Source organism: Novosphingobium sp. PhB55, assembly GCF_004368805.1.
Taxonomy (GTDB): domain Bacteria; phylum Pseudomonadota; class Alphaproteobacteria; order Sphingomonadales; family Sphingomonadaceae; genus Novosphingobium.
In genome coordinates this window covers 478,651-493,592 of record NZ_SODQ01000003.1, presented here as the reverse complement: position 1 = coordinate 493,592, position 14,942 = coordinate 478,651, and the positions used below count along the sequence as shown (strand labels likewise).

General features: G+C 66.3%; 22 protein-coding genes. 4 read left to right on the top strand and 18 right to left on the bottom strand.

The annotated features are described in order from the left end of the window. Positions 1–53: 53 nt before the first annotated feature. The 5 genes from flhB to flgC form a co-directional block, all read right to left on the bottom strand. Positions 54–1,148 carry a flagellar biosynthesis protein FlhB gene (flhB, locus tag EDF57_RS09865; RefSeq protein WP_132268643.1) on the bottom strand — a complete coding sequence of 365 codons (1,095 nt, stop codon included), beginning with the start codon at positions 1,146–1,148 and terminating at the stop codon, positions 54–56. Between the two features lie 4 nt (positions 1,149–1,152). Then, complete coding sequence (fliR, locus tag EDF57_RS09860; protein WP_132268641.1) at positions 1,153–1,938, bottom strand: flagellar biosynthetic protein FliR; 786 nt, start codon at positions 1,936–1,938, stop codon at positions 1,153–1,155. A 4-nt stretch (positions 1,939–1,942) separates the two neighbouring features. After that, entirely contained in the window at positions 1,943–2,206 is a 264-nt protein-coding gene (locus EDF57_RS09855; RefSeq protein WP_132268639.1) for a flagellar biosynthetic protein FliQ, read from the bottom strand. 113 nt (positions 2,207–2,319) lie between these two features. After that, positions 2,320–2,679 (bottom strand): flagellar hook-basal body complex protein FliE, encoded by a 360-nt coding sequence (locus EDF57_RS09850; protein ID WP_132268638.1) that lies wholly within the window; start codon positions 2,677–2,679, stop codon positions 2,320–2,322. Between the two features lie 11 nt (positions 2,680–2,690). Next, positions 2,691–3,098 carry a flagellar basal body rod protein FlgC gene (gene flgC, locus EDF57_RS09845; protein WP_132268636.1) on the bottom strand — a complete coding sequence of 136 codons (408 nt, stop codon included), beginning with the start codon at positions 3,096–3,098 and terminating at the stop codon, positions 2,691–2,693. Positions 3,099–3,216: 118 nt separating this feature from the next. Between flgC and EDF57_RS09840 the strand changes: the two genes are divergently transcribed. Genes EDF57_RS09840 through fliP form a run of 3 tightly spaced genes read left to right on the top strand, consistent with a single transcriptional unit; the run spans position 3,217 to position 4,532 of the window. Continuing rightward, a complete protein-coding gene (locus EDF57_RS09840) occupies positions 3,217–3,450 on the top strand; it encodes a FliM/FliN family flagellar motor switch protein (protein WP_132268634.1) in 234 nt (77 codons plus the stop codon). A 4-nt stretch (positions 3,451–3,454) separates the two neighbouring features. After that, positions 3,455–3,796, top strand: a complete 342-nt coding sequence (locus EDF57_RS09835; protein WP_134094044.1) for a flagellar biosynthetic protein FliO — start codon at positions 3,455–3,457, stop codon at positions 3,794–3,796. Further along, entirely contained in the window at positions 3,789–4,532 is a 744-nt protein-coding gene (gene fliP, locus EDF57_RS09830; protein WP_134094043.1) for a flagellar type III secretion system pore protein FliP, read from the top strand. The genes EDF57_RS09835 and fliP overlap by 8 nt, the downstream gene beginning before the upstream one ends. Positions 4,533–4,601: 69 nt before the next feature. Here fliP and EDF57_RS09825 read toward each other — a convergent pair whose 3' ends face one another. From EDF57_RS09825 to motA, 13 genes are all read right to left on the bottom strand, one after another. Continuing rightward, entirely contained in the window at positions 4,602–5,192 is a 591-nt protein-coding gene (locus EDF57_RS09825) for a PilZ domain-containing protein (protein ID WP_166675225.1), read from the bottom strand. A gap of 83 nt (positions 5,193–5,275) precedes the next feature. Next, positions 5,276–5,713 (bottom strand): hypothetical protein, encoded by a 438-nt coding sequence (locus tag EDF57_RS09820; RefSeq protein ID WP_314463893.1) that lies wholly within the window; start codon positions 5,711–5,713, stop codon positions 5,276–5,278. A 113-nt stretch (positions 5,714–5,826) separates the two neighbouring features. After that, positions 5,827–6,693 carry a flagellar motor protein MotB gene (locus EDF57_RS09815; protein WP_132268628.1) on the bottom strand — a complete coding sequence of 289 codons (867 nt, stop codon included), beginning with the start codon at positions 6,691–6,693 and terminating at the stop codon, positions 5,827–5,829. Positions 6,694–6,705: 12 nt separating this feature from the next. Further along, positions 6,706–7,041 carry a hypothetical protein gene (locus EDF57_RS09810; RefSeq protein ID WP_243840983.1) on the bottom strand — a complete coding sequence of 112 codons (336 nt, stop codon included), beginning with the start codon at positions 7,039–7,041 and terminating at the stop codon, positions 6,706–6,708. A 29-nt stretch (positions 7,042–7,070) separates the two neighbouring features. Continuing rightward, positions 7,071–7,601 (bottom strand): chemotaxis protein CheD, encoded by a 531-nt coding sequence (locus tag EDF57_RS09805; RefSeq protein ID WP_132268626.1) that lies wholly within the window; start codon positions 7,599–7,601, stop codon positions 7,071–7,073. 5 nt (positions 7,602–7,606) lie between these two features. Next, a complete protein-coding gene (locus EDF57_RS09800; RefSeq protein ID WP_207913048.1) occupies positions 7,607–7,996 on the bottom strand; it encodes a response regulator in 390 nt (129 codons plus the stop codon). Between the two features lie 12 nt (positions 7,997–8,008). Beyond that, positions 8,009–9,040, bottom strand: a complete 1,032-nt coding sequence (locus tag EDF57_RS09795) for a chemotaxis response regulator protein-glutamate methylesterase (protein WP_134094042.1) — start codon at positions 9,038–9,040, stop codon at positions 8,009–8,011. Then, on the bottom strand, positions 9,037–9,924 hold the full coding sequence (locus EDF57_RS09790) for a CheR family methyltransferase (RefSeq protein WP_132268620.1): 888 nt from the start codon (positions 9,922–9,924) through the stop codon (positions 9,037–9,039). The genes EDF57_RS09795 and EDF57_RS09790 overlap by 4 nt, the downstream gene beginning before the upstream one ends. Further along, positions 9,924–10,415: a chemotaxis protein CheW gene (locus EDF57_RS09785; protein WP_132268618.1), complete on the bottom strand. Its 492-nt coding sequence runs from the start codon at positions 10,413–10,415 to the stop codon at positions 9,924–9,926. The genes EDF57_RS09790 and EDF57_RS09785 overlap by 1 nt, the downstream gene beginning before the upstream one ends. Further along, the gene (locus tag EDF57_RS09780; RefSeq protein ID WP_134094041.1) at positions 10,412–12,661 is read right to left on the bottom strand and encodes a chemotaxis protein CheA; all 2,250 of its coding nucleotides are present in this window, start codon (positions 12,659–12,661) and stop codon (positions 10,412–10,414) included. The genes EDF57_RS09785 and EDF57_RS09780 overlap by 4 nt, the downstream gene beginning before the upstream one ends. Next, on the bottom strand, positions 12,658–13,023 hold the full coding sequence (locus EDF57_RS09775; RefSeq protein ID WP_132268615.1) for a response regulator: 366 nt from the start codon (positions 13,021–13,023) through the stop codon (positions 12,658–12,660). Before EDF57_RS09775 ends, EDF57_RS09780 begins: the two co-directional genes overlap by 4 nt. Further along, the gene (locus tag EDF57_RS09770; protein WP_134094040.1) at positions 13,020–13,382 is read right to left on the bottom strand and encodes an STAS domain-containing protein; all 363 of its coding nucleotides are present in this window, start codon (positions 13,380–13,382) and stop codon (positions 13,020–13,022) included. The genes EDF57_RS09775 and EDF57_RS09770 overlap by 4 nt, the downstream gene beginning before the upstream one ends. Next, entirely contained in the window at positions 13,366–14,250 is an 885-nt protein-coding gene (motA, locus tag EDF57_RS09765) for a flagellar motor stator protein MotA (protein WP_021233049.1), read from the bottom strand. The genes EDF57_RS09770 and motA overlap by 17 nt, the downstream gene beginning before the upstream one ends. A 219-nt stretch (positions 14,251–14,469) precedes the next feature. Between motA and flaF the strand changes: the two genes are divergently transcribed. Beyond that, positions 14,470–14,928, top strand: a complete 459-nt coding sequence (flaF, locus tag EDF57_RS09760) for a flagellar biosynthesis regulator FlaF (protein WP_347876948.1) — start codon at positions 14,470–14,472, stop codon at positions 14,926–14,928. Positions 14,929–14,942: the final 14 nt, after the last annotated feature.

The following is a 14,942-nucleotide window of genomic DNA, read 5'->3' as shown; positions in this document are numbered from 1 at the left end:
CACTGTCCTTATAGGAAGAAAGAGGCGGCTGGCGGCGGCTGCGGCAGGGATTTTCACGGGTATTTCCGAGCCGCACCGGCGCCGCTGCCCGTGCGCGCCAGGCGCATGACGTAGCCGATGATCTCGGCCACGGCGGCGTAGTGCTCGATCGGGATCGGCCGGTCGATGTCGACGGCGGCGTAGAGCGCGCGGGCGAGCGGCGGGCTCTCGACGATCGGCACCCTGGATTCGGTGGCGATCTCGCGGATGCGCAGGGCAATGGCGTCCACGCCCTTGGCCACCACCACCGGCGCGGCCATGGCACCGTGGTCGTACTTCAGCGCGATGGCGTAGTGCGTCGGATTGGTGATGATGACGCTGGCCTCGGGCACCGCGGCCATCATGCGTTTGCGCGAACGCTGCATCTGGATCTGACGGATCTTGGCCTTGATCTTGGGATCGCCGTCGCTCTGCTTGTGCTCGTCCTTCACTTCCTGGAACGTCATCATCATGCGCTTCATGAAAGCGCGGCGCTGATAGATGAAGTCGAACAGGGCCAGGGCCATGACCAGCATCAGCACTGCGCGGATCGCCTCGTATGCCAGCGTTCCCGCCGCGGCGCCGATCGCGCCCGGCGCGAAGCCGACCAACTGGTCCAACCCGGTCACGCGGGGCTTCAGCACCAGGAAGACCACCAGGCCGATGGCGCTGAACTTGGCCAGGGTCTTGCCGAATTCCACCAGCGCGCGCATGCCGAAGATGCGCTTCATCCCGCTGGCCGGGTTGAGCTTGGACCACTTCGGCTTCAGGCGCGACCAGCTCAGCGTGGCGCGGCCCTGAAGGAACATCGTGGCCACCGCGCAGGCGAACAGCACGCCGAACACCGGCAGCATCGAGAGCATGAAATGGCGCGCCACCCCGGTCATCAGGTTCTGCGCGCCATCGGGATCGAGCGGATAGTCCTCGGCGCTGCCCCAGAGGCGGGTCAACATCATGCCGAGATGGCGGATCGCGGAAATGCCGACCCAGCCCGTGACGATCAGCGCGCCGGCCATCATCGTGGCGTGGCGCACTTCCGGCGCCATCGCCACTTCGCCGCGCTTGCGGGCATCGTCGAGCTTCTTCTGGGTCGGCTCGTGAGTCCGCTGGTCCTTGTCGCTCTCGGCCATGGCGCTAGAGGCTCCATCCGTTCTGCATGAAGGCACCCATGGCGTTCGCGAAGGCCGTCAGCATCGTGCCGAGAGTCATCGCCAGCAAAGAGATGCCGAGCAGCAGGTTGAGGGGCTGGGTGATGAAGAAGACCTGGATCGACGGCGCCACGCGGGCGGCCAGGCCGAGGCCGACGTTGAACAGCGCGCCATAGAGGATCAGCGGCGCGGCCAGGCTGACGCCCAGCGCCAGCGACTGGCCGGTGACTTTCACCGCAAGATCGGCGAACTGCGCGGCGGGTGGCAGTCCGCCTACCGGGAACACCGAATAGGACTGGAAGATCGAGGCGATCCACAAGTGGTGGACGCCCAGGCTCATGCAGACGATCACCGCCGCGATCCCGAACAGGCGCGAGAGCAGCGGAGACTGCCCGCCCATCGAGGGGTCGGCCACGAGCGCGGAGGCCAGGCCGACCTGCAGGCTGGCAATCGATCCGGCGACGGCGGCCGCGCTGAACAGGATCTTCACGATCATGCCCATCGCGATGCCCACCAGCACTTCGCCGATCACCAGGAGCGGCAGCGAAACGTCCGACTTCACCGCCGGCGCGACCTGGCCCTGGAGCATGCCGTAAAGGCCGACCGTGAAGCCCAGCGACATCACCAGCCGGATCTGCGGCGGCACCGAATCTTCGGAGAAGGCCGGCAGCAGCATGATCACCGCACCCACCCGGCAGAACAGGATCAGGAACGTCGCCGCATCGATCGGCAGCGCCGCCAGGGTCACCATGTCGAGGGATGCGCCGGCCATGGTGTCAGCCGGTGACGATGGCGTCGGCGATGCGGTCCATGAAGGCGCCGAGGGCATGGCCGATCATGGGCAGCGAAACCAGCATGACCACGCCCAGGACCAGGATCTTGGGCACGAATGTCAGGGTCATTTCCTGCACCTGGGTAAGGGCCTGAAGCAGGCCGATGGCGACGCCGACGATCAGCGCGGCGATCAGCATGGGGCCGGCGATGGTCAGCACCAGCACCAGCGCCGCGCGCGCGATCTCGATGGCTTCGGGTGAGGTCATGACTGCCGTCTGTCTTTCGGTGGAAGGATGTGGCGTTTGCAGGATGTGGCGGCAGGATGTGGCGGTTGCAGGCCGGGATTCCGTCCCGGCCGGCGCCGCCACTGCGCGGTCGTCTAGATCTGCATCCGCATGATGTCGGAATAGGCGCTGACCACGCGGTCGCGCACGGCCACCACGGTGTCGAGCGCGCTTTCCGCTGCGCCGATGGCGGTGACGACGTCGATCAGATCGCCCTTGCCGGCCACTTGCTTGGCGCTTTCCGCCTCGGCGGTGCGCAGCGAGGACGAGGCGTCGGTCACCATGGATTCCACCATGGTGCCGAAGTTGCCGCCGGCGCCGGATACCGCGCCGGACAGGCCTCCGGCCATGTCGCCGAGGCCGGCGAGGCCGCCCCCGCTACCACCGACCGACGGCCCAGCCGTCTTCATCGCGCGGCCATAGGCGGCCGCGGCGTCGAGTGCTCCGATTGCCATGGAGATGTTCCTTACTTGAGCAGGTCGATAGTGCGCATGGTCATGCCGCGCGCGGATTCGATCGCATTGAGGTTGGCTTCGTAGGACCGCTGCGCTGCCTTCATGTCGGCAGCCTCGATCAGCGGGTTGACGTTAGGCTGGCTGACATAGCCCTGCGCGTCGGCGGCCGGGCTACCCGGCTGGTAGACGCGCCCGAACTGGCTCTTGTCGCCTTCGATCGACTTGACGGCGACCTGGGTGGCACCGCTGGCACGGTCGACTTCGGCAGTGAAGGTGGCGACCCGGCGGCGATAGGGATCGGCATCGGGCGTCTTCGCCACGGAATCCGAGTTCGCCAGGTTTTCCGCGATCACGCGCATTCTCAGCGACTGGGCGCGAAGGCCCGATGCCGAGACGCCGATCGAGTTCTGAAGTTCCATCAACACAGCTCCTGCCCTGCCCCTTGCGGCAGTCAGCATCCTTATAGGCATTTTTTGCCTAGCGGCGGCATGCTCCTATAAAATAATTCCTATAAGCAGGCTTGAAAGGAGACGCGTCATGTCCGTTCTCGAAGGCATTCCCATCGACATGTCGATCGTACTCGGATCGACCAGCATCCCCATCCGGCAGGTTCTCAAGATGAGCCGCGGCGCAATGATCCCGCTCGATTGCGGGCACAACGATCCCACCCGCGTCTATGTGAACGACCAGCTGGTGGCAGAAGGCAAGATCCTGGTGAACGGCGAGGTGATGTCGCTGGAGATCACCAAGGTCGTCGAACGCGAGCGCTGAGAGGATGGATTTTCTCTCTCTGCTGCGCACCATCGGCGCATTGGGCGTGGTGCTCGGCATGCTGGTCGGCGCGCTCTGGGTGGTGCGCCGCTATGACCTGAAACTGCCGCAGAAGTGGCTGAACGGCCGGCTTTTTGCCGGCATGGGCCAGGCTCGTCCCGATCGCCGGCTGGAACTGATCGAGCGCCTTGCCATCGATCCCCGCCGCTCGGTCGTCCTCATCCGCCGCGATTACCGCGAGATCAGCCTGCTGATCTCGCCCGAAGGCGTCGTCATGCTCGATTCCGCGCCGTGCATCGGCCCGGTCTCCCCGAAAAGTACACCGAAAGCCCCTGTCGATGCATAAACGCTATGCCATTGCCGCCGCGCTGTGCGGGGCGGCAATTCTTGCCGTGTTGCCCGAAGCCGCCATGGCCCAGAAGGCCGCCGGCGCCCTTGGCGAAGGCGCGATGTCCGGAAGGGTGATCCAGCTCGTCCTGCTGATGACGGTGCTGAGCCTGGCGCCCGGCATCCTGATGACGGTCACCTCGTTCACGCGCATCATCGTTGCCCTTTCGCTGCTGCGCTCGGGCCTTGGCGCCCAGGGCGTGCCGCCCAACCCGGTCATCATCAGCCTGGCGCTGTTCCTGTCGTTCTTCGTCATGGCCCCGACGTTCGATGCAGCCTGGAAAGAGGGCATGGTCCCCTACAACCAGGGCCGCATCAACGAGACCCAGGCGCTGGAACGTGCCAGCAAGCCGTTCCACACTTTCATGCTCAAGCAGGTCCGGGACGACGACGTGAAGCTGTTCGTCCAGCTCTCCGGCAAAGTGCCCGCATCGCGCGCGGAACTGCCGATGACGACGCTGATGCCCGCTTTCATGATCTCCGAACTGCGCCGCGCTTTCGAGATCGGCTTCCTGCTGCTGCTGCCGTTCCTGGTGATCGACCTGGCAGTGGCCGCCGTGCTCATGGCCATGGGCATGATGATGCTGCCCCCGGCTACGATCTCGCTGCCGATGAAGATCATCTTCTTCGTGCTGGTGGACGGCTGGGCGCTGATCGCCGGGTCGCTGGTGAAGAGTTTCGGGGTGCCCGGGTAGCGGCCCTTCGCCGTCCGGTTCGCCTGAAGGGGGCGCGGCAGGATCAGGCCTGCCGCGCCCCTTTTGTCATCAGGCGCCGTAGCGCAGCACGCGGTTCATCAGCCAGGGGCCGAAGTCCGCAAAGGGCAAGGGTTCCAGGAAAGAGAGGCCATAGGCGCCCTCTCCCACCCAGCGCACCGCGGCTTCGCGTTCGCCCAGGCCCGGAAGAGTGAGCCTGACGATGCTGTCGCGCGCGATCTGCACTTCCGCGACCAGGCGTGCGCCTCCCTGCGAAAGGTCGATCAGGCGGACGTCGTGGCGCTGGTGCGCAGCCAGCAGCTCGGCGCCGCAATCGACGTCGAAGCGCGGCCCGCGCGCAATGCCCTCGGGACCGATGCGATTGGCGACATGACCGAGCAGTCCCGCAACGTCGACCGGCGCGTCGAACTCCACGCCGATCCGGCCATTGAGCGACCAGCGGACTTTGCCGCGCAGCACGTCTCCGGCCTTGAGCGTCGCCTCGACCTTCTGGTCCACGGCGAAAGCACCGTGGACTTCGGCCATGAAGCCGTTGTCCGAGATGTTGCGGATGCGGCAGATCGTCTCGCCCGAATGGCTGGCGAGCTTGCCGATGAGCAGGATCGTCGTGACCCGCGGCCCGCGCGCAACGCGCGGCGGCACCGGCGACGATGACGGGACGGCCCCCGCAGGCTGCGGCATGGCGGACGATGACAAGGGCATCGCGTCTTTCTCCCCCGCCCCGCTCAGACCGGCGAGGCCTGCGTGACCACCACGCGGTGGACGAGATCCTTGCCGTAGACTTCCACGGCGGCGTCCATCACCACCCGGCGGAAGGCCTCCACGCCGGGGATCATGCCGTCCGGCCCGCTGGCCAGCGGCGTGCGATACGTGCGCATGTTCACGGCATTGAGCAGCAGCGGCAGCTGGCCGGTCACATCCTCGGCCTTGCCCTTGTCGACTTCGATCTGGCACTCGAACGAGACGTAGCCCGACAGGCGGCCATCCGGGAATGTCAGCGGGGCAAGGATGGTGCCCGTGGGCACGAATTCGGTCTCGACCCGGACAGGGCCAAGGTCGGGCATGACCTGCGGCAGGAAATGCCGGGCCGCATAGGCGCCGCCAATGCCGACACCGGTGCCGGCGATCAGCGCGACAAGGCCGATCACGATCCGCTTGATCACGATAGTCTCCAGTCTCGTTTATCTGAAAATACGCCGAAGGCGCATTTTGCGGCACCGGCCCAGGCCCCAATCGGTGCCGTTCTAAAAATGCGAGCCATTTTTTATGCTGACTCTCAGAACTTGAAGCTCGCATCCTGCGGCAGCGCAGAAGGTTCGGCCATGACGACGATGGTGATGCGGCGGTTTTCCGGGCGGTCCGGGCGGTCGGGATAGACCGGCTCGGTCCCGGCCTTGGCCACCACTTCGGAGAAACGATCAGCCGGCAGGCCGGAGGCGACCAGGGCCGCGCGGGCCGAAAGGGCGCGCTGCGCGGAGAGGTTCCAGTTGGCCTCGCTCTGCCCGCCGGTGCTGTCCGTATGTCCTTCGATGGCGACCTGGGCGCCGGTACCGGCCAGCTTGCGAGCGATACGGCCCAGCAGGTTGCGGGCATAGTCGTTGAGCTGGGCGGTCGGGCCCTTGAACATCGAGCGGTTGGCGTTGTCCATCAGGTGGATGCGGAAGCCGTCGCGCGAAGGCTCCACATCGACGCTGCGCTTGCCCTCGCTGGGATCGACAGGCGGATCGAGCGAGAGCTGCATCTCTTGCGCCATGACGCGCAGCGCCGCCTCGGGCACATCGGCCGTGCCGCCGCGCGCCGCACCCTTGGTGCCGGCTTCGGCGGAAGGCTGGCCCACGGCCCGGTTGTCGGCCGACTGGTTGCGGCGGCTGTGCCCGCCGAGCCCCGGCTGCGAGCCGGGCTGGTTGGTCAGCGTCGTCGCCGGCGAAGACCGGTCGGCATTGGGCGAGAAGTATTCCGCCAGGCCCTTGAGCTGCTCCTTGTCCGGGTTGGCCAGCAGCCAGAGCAGCATGAAGAAGGCCATCATCGCGGTCACGAAGTCGGCATAGGCGACCTTCCACGCACCGCCGTGATGACCGGCGTGCGCATGCTTCTTGACCTTGCGGATGACGATCGTGGGATGATCTTCGTTGCCCCGTGCCACGCTTTGAATTCCTCAGTCCAGGGCGGCGCGAAGCCGGTCCTGCATGACGCTCAGCCGCACCTGGCCGATCGCCTCGCCGGGGCTCTGCCCGCCGGCCACGCGGTCGAGCAGCGCGGCGCTTTCATCCACATGCTGGGCGATCAGGTCGAAGGCCTGGAGCTGGTCGATATAGTCCAGCACGAAGCGCTCGTCGTTCACCAGTACGCCGGCCAGCTGTTCCAGCAGTTCGCGGGCCACGCGCATCTCGCGGGCCAGGGCCTGCCAGAGCGGGGCCGCCGGACCCTGGCCCGGTTCCGTGCCCAGTGCCGTGCCCCGTTCCGTCCCGAGTCCCTCGGATTCGATTGTCATTGCTTCCCCCTGAATGTCCGCCCGTTCCATCAGAACAGCTCCAGTTCGCCGGTCGGCTGGAAGACCGGCATGGGCTTGGGACGGACGACGGGCGGCAGCGGCTGGTCCATCACCAGCGTCGCGCGCACCCTGCCCTCGTAAGGCATGAATTCCACCTTGCGGGCTTGCGTGCCGCCAAGGTCGCTGTGATCGAGCGCAATGCCTTCGGTCTGCATGAAGTTGCGCGCGAACTGGCCGTTCTTGGTGCCGATCCCGCCCAGCCCGGCGACGATGTTCGCCCCGCCGTAAAGGTGGCCGCGCAGACGCGAACGCTGCGCGCCGCGCTTCATCAGTGCGTTGATGAGCAGTTCCATCGCATGGACGCCGTAGCGCTGCATGTCCGCCGGGTTCACCGGCGCATCGGCGCCCGGCTCACCCAGCAGGAAATGGTTCATGCCGCCCACCCGCGCGACGGGGTCCTGCAGGCAGGCCGCGACGCACGAGCCCAGCAGCGTCGAGATGACGACGCCGGACTGGTTGACCACATGATATTCACCCTGGACGATGGCAACGCGGCGCATGGCGTTCAGACCAGTTCGCCGAAGACGCGTTCGATCTTTTCCTTCAGCGCCGCCGGCGCGAAAGGCTTCACGACATAGTTGTTCACGCCCAGGGCCGCGGCTTTCTGGACCACTTCCTTGTCGGCGGAACCCGTGAGCATGATGAACACGGTCTTGCCGATCACCGGATCGTTGCGGACGGCTTCCAGGAATTCCAGGCCGTCCATTTCGGGCATGTTGTAGTCCGAGATCACCAGATGGACCCGGTCGGTCTTGATGGAGGCGAGTGCTTCCACCGCGCCGCCCTTGTCGCGAATGTCCTTGAAACCCAGATCCTGTAGCGTGCGACGGATCATCGCGCGCATGGACGTCTGATCGTCGACCACCATTACTTTTATTGCAGACGCTGCCGGCATGAACCGCTCCATTTACCTCCGACACGCGCCGAGGATTCCCTCGGGCATGGCGGACAAACTCAATTCCTTCTCCACCGCGCCCGCCTCGAAGGCAGCGCGGGGCATTCCGTAGACCACGCAAGTATCGCGGTTCTGCCCGAGCGTGCGGGCGCCGGCGTCGCGCATGGCCTTGAGGCCCATCGCGCCGTCCGAACCCATGCCGGTGAGGATCACCCCCACCGCGCGCGAGCCGAGCCGTGCGACCGAACGGAACAGCACGTCCACCGAAGGCCGGTGTCCGCTGACCGTGTCGCCGGCCACCAGCTTCACCTGCCCGCTGGTGCCGCCCAGCAGCTCCATGTGCTGGCCGCCGCCGGGCGCGAGATAGACCGTGCCCCGGCGCAAGTTCATGCCGTTCTGGGCCTCCACCACCTGCACCCGCGCGGTCTTGTCGAGCCGCGTGGCGAAGCTGCCGGTGAAGATCGCGGGCATGTGCTGCACCACCATGACCGGCGGGCAATCGGGCGGCAGGGCGCCGATGATCGAGAACAGGGCTTCCACCCCGCCGGTCGAGGCGCCCACCGCGATAACGACGTCGCGCAAGGTTCCCTGCGCGGCATTGACCGGGGTAGGCGGGCTGGCCGTGCGGCGCACCGACGAACGGGCCGCGGCCTTGACGATCTTGCGCAGCAGCGCCCCGTCCTGCGCGATCTCCAGCGGGTTGCCGGAAGGCTTGGCGATGCAGTCCACGGCCCCCAGGCGCATGGCCTCGATGGTCGCCTCGGTGCCGCGCGCCGTCAGGGTGGAGCACATGACCACCGGCATCGGCCGCAGGCGCATGATGCGTTCGAGGAAAGACAGTCCGTCCATCCCGGGCATCTCGATGTCGAGCGTGACCACGTCGGGATTGAGCGACTTGATCATCTCGCGCGCGGCATGGGGCTCAGGCGCCATGCCGACCACTTCGATGGCGGGGTCGTGGCTCAGCAACTTGTTCAGCAGCGCGCGCATGGCGGCGCTGTCGTCCACGATCAGGACGCGCGTCTTTTCAGGCGCCAGGGTCATGCCGCGCCTCCGTCGTTGCGGACGTAGATCGTCTGCCCCGCCGGCTTCATCAGCCGGGTGGCGGGGCCGATCAGGCGCTCCGAATGGCCGATGTAGAGATAGCCGCCGGGCGCCAGCATCTCGACGAAGCGCGCCTCCAGTTCGGCCTTGGCGGTATCGTCGAAGTAGATCATCACGTTGCGACAGAAAATCACGTCGTACTTGCGGCGCATCGGCCAGGGCTCGAACAAGTTGAGCACCCGCGCCGCCACCAGCTCGCGCAGCGGATCGGCCACGACATGGTCGCCGTTCGCTTCGGCCCGCATCCAGCGCCGACGATAGGTCTCGGGAACCGGCTCGACCGTGGCCGCCGAATAGCGCGCCTCCTGCACGGACTGCACGACATGCGGGGCGATGTCGGTGGCGAGCAGGCGCACGTCGCCCTGCTGGAGCCAGGCCGCGCTGGTCGGCCCGTCTCCTGCCAGGCACATGGCGATCGAATAGACTTCCTCGCCGCTGGAGCAACCGGCGGACCAGATCCGCACTTTCTCGCCCTTGCGCGCACGGTCCTGCAGCTTGGGCAGGACGTCGCGGCGCAAGTGGTCGAAGTGGTGGTTCTCGCGGAAGAAATGCGTGTGGTTGGTGGTCAGCGCCACCACCATGGCGTGGCGTTCCCCGGCGTCGCGCTGGACCAGCGCGACGTAGTCCACGAAGCTCGTCAGCCCATGCTCGCGCAAGCGGCGGCTCAGCCGCGAGTGGACGAGCGTCATCTTGGCCTCGACCAGATGGATGCGCGCCTCTCGCTGCATGATCGCGGCAATGTCGCGGAACTGGGCGGGACGCAGCTCGGCCGTGCCGCCCAACGCGCTGCCGCTCGTCGCTTCAGGGGAAGCCAGCACGGTCATTACGCGAAGTCCGGCACCTGGCGGGTGAGGCTCAGCGCGTCGAGGTCGAGCAGCAGGCACATGGCTTCGGCATTGGCCGCGGCATCATGGGTGCGGCGTTCGATCTTGACGAGACCGGCGATGGCGCCCTGCTCGTTGATCTCGACATCGGGCGCGGGCTGGATCTCGCTGCCCTGGATCACGACGATGTCCTGCACTTCGTCCACCAGGAAGCCGGCATGGCGCCCGCCGATGGTGACGACCAGGATGCACGAGCGCGAATGCAGCTCGCTGGGCGCCCAGCCCAGGCGCTCGGACAGGCCGACCACGGGAACGACCGAGCCGCGCAAGTTGGTCACGCCCTTCACATAAGGCGGCACGCTCGGCAGCGGGGTGGGTTCTTCCCACTCGCGGATTTCGATCAGCGAGCGCATGTCGATGCCGAACAGGCGGTTGCCCAGGGTGAAAGTGACGATCTTGCGTTCGTCGAGTTCGCTATCTTCGGTGCTCATGCTGCCATTCCTTTCAGCGCATACTTGGATGAGCCGCCGGTCGGCGCGACCAGGGCATCGATGTCGAGGATCAGCGCGATCGAGCCGTCGCCCAGGATGGTCGCGCCGCCGAGACCGCGGATCGGGTGGAGGTTGTCCTCCAGGCTCTTGATCACGACTTCGCGGCGGTTATCGATCGTGTCGACCATGAGGCCGACGTTCCCGGCCGTCTCGCTCTCGACGATGATGACGAGCGAGTCCTCGGGCACGCGGTGGGACCGCATGCCGAACAGCTCGCCCACGCGGCGCACCGGCAGGTACTGCCCGCGCAGCTCGATCACTTCGGAGCTGGGCGAAGTCGCTTGGACCTGGCCCGGTTCGGGCTGGACGGTTTCGATCACGTTGGCCAGCGGCAGCACGAAGCGCTGGTCGCCCAGGCGCACGATCATGCCGTCGAGGATCGCCAGCGTCAGCGGCAGCGCCATCGTGAAGGTCGTGCCCTCGCCCGGTACCGAGTTGATCTCCAGGCGGCCGCCCAGGGCCTCGACGTTGGAACGGACCACGTCCATGCCCACGCCCCGGCCCGAGATGTTCGAGATCGTCTCGGCCGTGGAGAAGCCCGGCGCGCAGATCAGGCCGTCGATCTCCTCGTCGGAAATCGGCGCATCCGCGGAAATGATGCCGCGCTCGATCGCCTTGGCGCGTACGCGTTCGCGGTTGATGCCGCGCCCGTCGTCCCGCACGCGCACGATGATGCGCGCGCCCTTCTGCTCGGCGGACAAGTGGATCGTGCCTTCGGCAGGCTTGCCGGCGGCAAGGCGTTCCTCGGCGCTTTCGATGCCGTGGTCCACCGCGTTGCGGATCATGTGCGTGAGCGGGTCGCCGATCTTCTCGATCACGCCCTTGTCCACTTCGGTCATCTCGCCGATGGTTTCGAGCACGACCTTCTTGCCGGTCTCGGCCGAAAGATCGCGCAGCATGCGCGGCACGCGCGAGAAGGCCTGCTTGATCGGCTGCGCGCGCAGCGACATCACGTTGTCCTGGATCTGCCGCGTCAGGCGCGAGAGTTCCGGCAGTTCGACGCGTTCCTGGTCGGCGGGCGAGAGCCGGTCCGACAGGATCGACCCGCGGATCACCAGTTCGCCCACAAGGTTGAGCAGCTGGTCCAGCTTGGACAAGTCCACGCGGATCGACTGCGCCACTTCGACGCTGCCCTGGCGGGCTTCCGCCTTGGGCTTTTCGGCCTGGGCCGGTGCCGCTTTCGCAGGCGCCGCCTGCACGACAGGGGCCGGTACCGCCGGAGCAGCGGCCGCGGGCACCAGCGTCAGCATCGGCTCGGCCGGTGCCAGGTCAAGATCCGGCAGGGAAACCGGCAGCGGCTCGAATACGCCGAAGCCGTCGAAGTCCTCTGCGGCCGGTTCCTCGACCACCACCATCACCACGGCGGCGGCACGCTCGATCTCGATCAGCGAGTCCGGGGCCACGAAGTCGAAGCAGTCGCGGATGTCCTGTTCGGCCACGCTGCCGGGCAGGGTCAGGGTCCAGACGAAATAGCTGTCCTCGGGATCGAGATCGCGCAGGCCCGGAAGCGCGCCGGTATCGACGGCGGTGACCGCCGCGCCCATCTCTTCCAGTTCGCGGATGACCAGCATCGGTTCGCCGCCATTGGCCAGCGCGCCGCGCGAAGGGCCGAAGCGAACGGTCCATCCGGCAGGCTCCACCGGTCCCGGAGAGGCGAAATCGTCCAGCTCGACCGCCACCGGCTCGAAGCCGAAGGGATCGAAGTCGTCGATCACGGCCGCGACCGGCGTGAAGCCGAAATCGTCCAGCTCGGCCACCGGCTGGGGCGCAGCGACGACGGGCGAGACCTGCGAGGCAGCGCCCTTGCTTTCCAGGATCGCGTCGAGCTGTTCCAGCATGACTGCGTCGGCCGGCGGCTCGGTGCCGCCCTGTGCCGCCGTGACATGATCCGAGAGGATGTCGAAGGCGCCCAGCATGGTCTGGGTCACTTCGCCGCTGGCGGGAATGCGGCCGGCGCGCACTTCGTCAAGAACGTTCTCGAAACGGTGCGAGAAAGCGAGCAGCGCGGCATGGCCGAAGGCGCCCGAACCGCCCTTGATCGAGTGGACGGCGCGGAACACGCCGGCGATCGTCTCGGACGAGACATCGCCTTCGGCCATCGCCGAAAGACCCTGTTCGGCCACGGCAAGACCTTCGGCGCACTCCTCGAAGAAGATGCCCTGGATTTCGTCGAGTTCGTCGCTCACGGGCAGACGCGGCGGACAGCCGCTCCCAGCTTGGCGGCTTCGAACGGCTTGGTGATCCAGCCCGTAGCCCCGGCTTCGCGGGCACGGGTCTTCTTCTCGTCCGAGAACTCGGTGGAGAGCACCAGGATCGGCGTGCCGCGGAATTCGGGCACCGAGCGGACCGCCTCGATCAATTCGAAGCCGTCCATCTTGGGCATGTTGATATCGGTGATGAGCAGGTCGGGCTTCACCTCGTGCATGCGCTCGAGGCCGTGCTCGCCGTCATCGGCCGCTTCCACGCGGAAGCCCTGCGCGGCCAGCGAGGCCTTCAGAAGCATCCGCATCGAGGCGGAATCGTCGACGGTCAGGATGAGTTTGCTCACGACGGGAATTCCTCTTCAGATAGGCCGACGGCTTCTGCCAGTCCGCAGGCCTGCACGCGCTCGACGAAGGCCGTGCTGGGATTGACGATTTCGAATTCGTGGCCGGCGTCCAGCGCCTCGGCGCGCGCGGCGACCAGGAGTTGCAGCACGGCCTGGCCCACCGTCTCGACCCGGCTGGCGTCGATGTTCATCGCACCTTCGAAGTCGCAGGCCAGGACCATGCGGACGCGCAAGTCCTCGGCCGTCACGGTGGAGCCATGGACCGGCAGTTGCAGCGCGCGGTCCTCTCCGGCGAAATCCGCGGCAGCGGCGTCCAGTCCGAACTCTTCGAACGGCACGGGTTCAGGCAGGTTTGGCATTGAGCTGATCCTTCACTTCGTCGAGCGCGGTCTCGAGCTGCGTGAACGAAGGGGCATAGGGAGACGGCGTCATGCGGCGCGCAAGCTCGATGGCCACTTCGGTCGGCTGGCCCTGCGCGTGTCCGACGATCGCGGTCTTGACGATGAGGTAGGGCTTGAAATCGGAATCGATGATCTGCTGCAGCTTCTGCGCGATCGGCCCGACCAGGCAGTAGGCCAGCAGCACGCCCAGGAACGTACCGACCAGAGCGCCGCCGATCATCGCGCCGAGGATCTCGGTGGGCTGGTCGATCGAACTCATGGTCTTGATGACGCCCAGAACGGCGGCGACGATGCCGAGGGCAGGCAGGCCGTCGGCCATCATCTGCAGCGCGTGCTGCGGGGCCAGTTCCTCGGCATGGTGGCGCTCGATGTCACCTTCCATCGCCTCGGCCAGCTGGTGCGGGTCCTCGAAGTTGACGGTCATCATGCGCAAGTAGTCGCAGATGAACTCGATCAGCCCCTCGTCCCCCAGCAGGCGGGGATAGCGCATGAAGATGCTGCTTTCCTCGGGCGCGTCGAGATGCTTCTCGATCGAGTTCGCGCCTTCCTTGCGGAAAGTGGCGAGCAGCGTGAAGAGCAGCGCCAGGAGATCGCGGAAGTCGACCTCGGTCCAGCGTCCGCCCTTGAAGACGCGCTGGATCCCCGCCCAGGTCTTCTTGACCGTGGTCATCGAGTTGCCGAGGATGAACGCACCCACCGCCGCGCCGGCAATGGCCAGCATTTCGTGCGGCAGGGCGTGAGCGATGACCATTATGTTACCGCCCGACATCAGGAAGCTGCCGAAGACGCACAGCAGGATGACGACGAGGCCGATGGCGTTGAGCATGAAGAAGATCCGCGATTGATGGCCGCAAAAGGTTACGGGGCCGAAGCCCTGCGTTAGTTATAGGATGCTCGGGCCGGGGGCGGTGCGGAGCGATGGAAATTAGGCGCAGCGATGGCCGGCGGCGTCCCTGCGGATCGGGCAGGGGTCCCTTTGGTGCCCGCCATCGCCAGGCGCCTCCGGCAAGACGGACCTAGGCTCCTCGGCGGTCCCGGATCGGGAATGCCGCTGCGGCGCATCGCAAAACGGACCGCGCTGCGACCGCTCGGCGCGTCTTTGTCCTATATGAGGGAGGCGGACGTCCTTGCTGGAGCCATCATGTCACTCAATGCCTACCAACGCGTGCAACAGATCGCCGCGACGCCTCGCCGGAATGAATACCGGCTGATGAGCCAGATCACCGGCGAAATGATCGCCGCACGCGATGCCGGCCTGCGCGGCGCACAGCTTGCGCCCGCGCTTCACCGCAATCGCCAGGCCTGGTCCACCTTTTCTTCGATGTGCGCGGGCCAAGGCAATCAACTACCGGACGACTTGCGCGCGCGGATCATTTCGATCGGTCTGTGGGTGGACAAGTATACGTCGGAAGTCATTACAGGCCATGACACCATCGACGATTTGATCGTGGTAAATCGCGCGATCATAGAAGGACTTGCAAACGAGAACGGTACTGGCAACTAAGGAAAATCACTTAA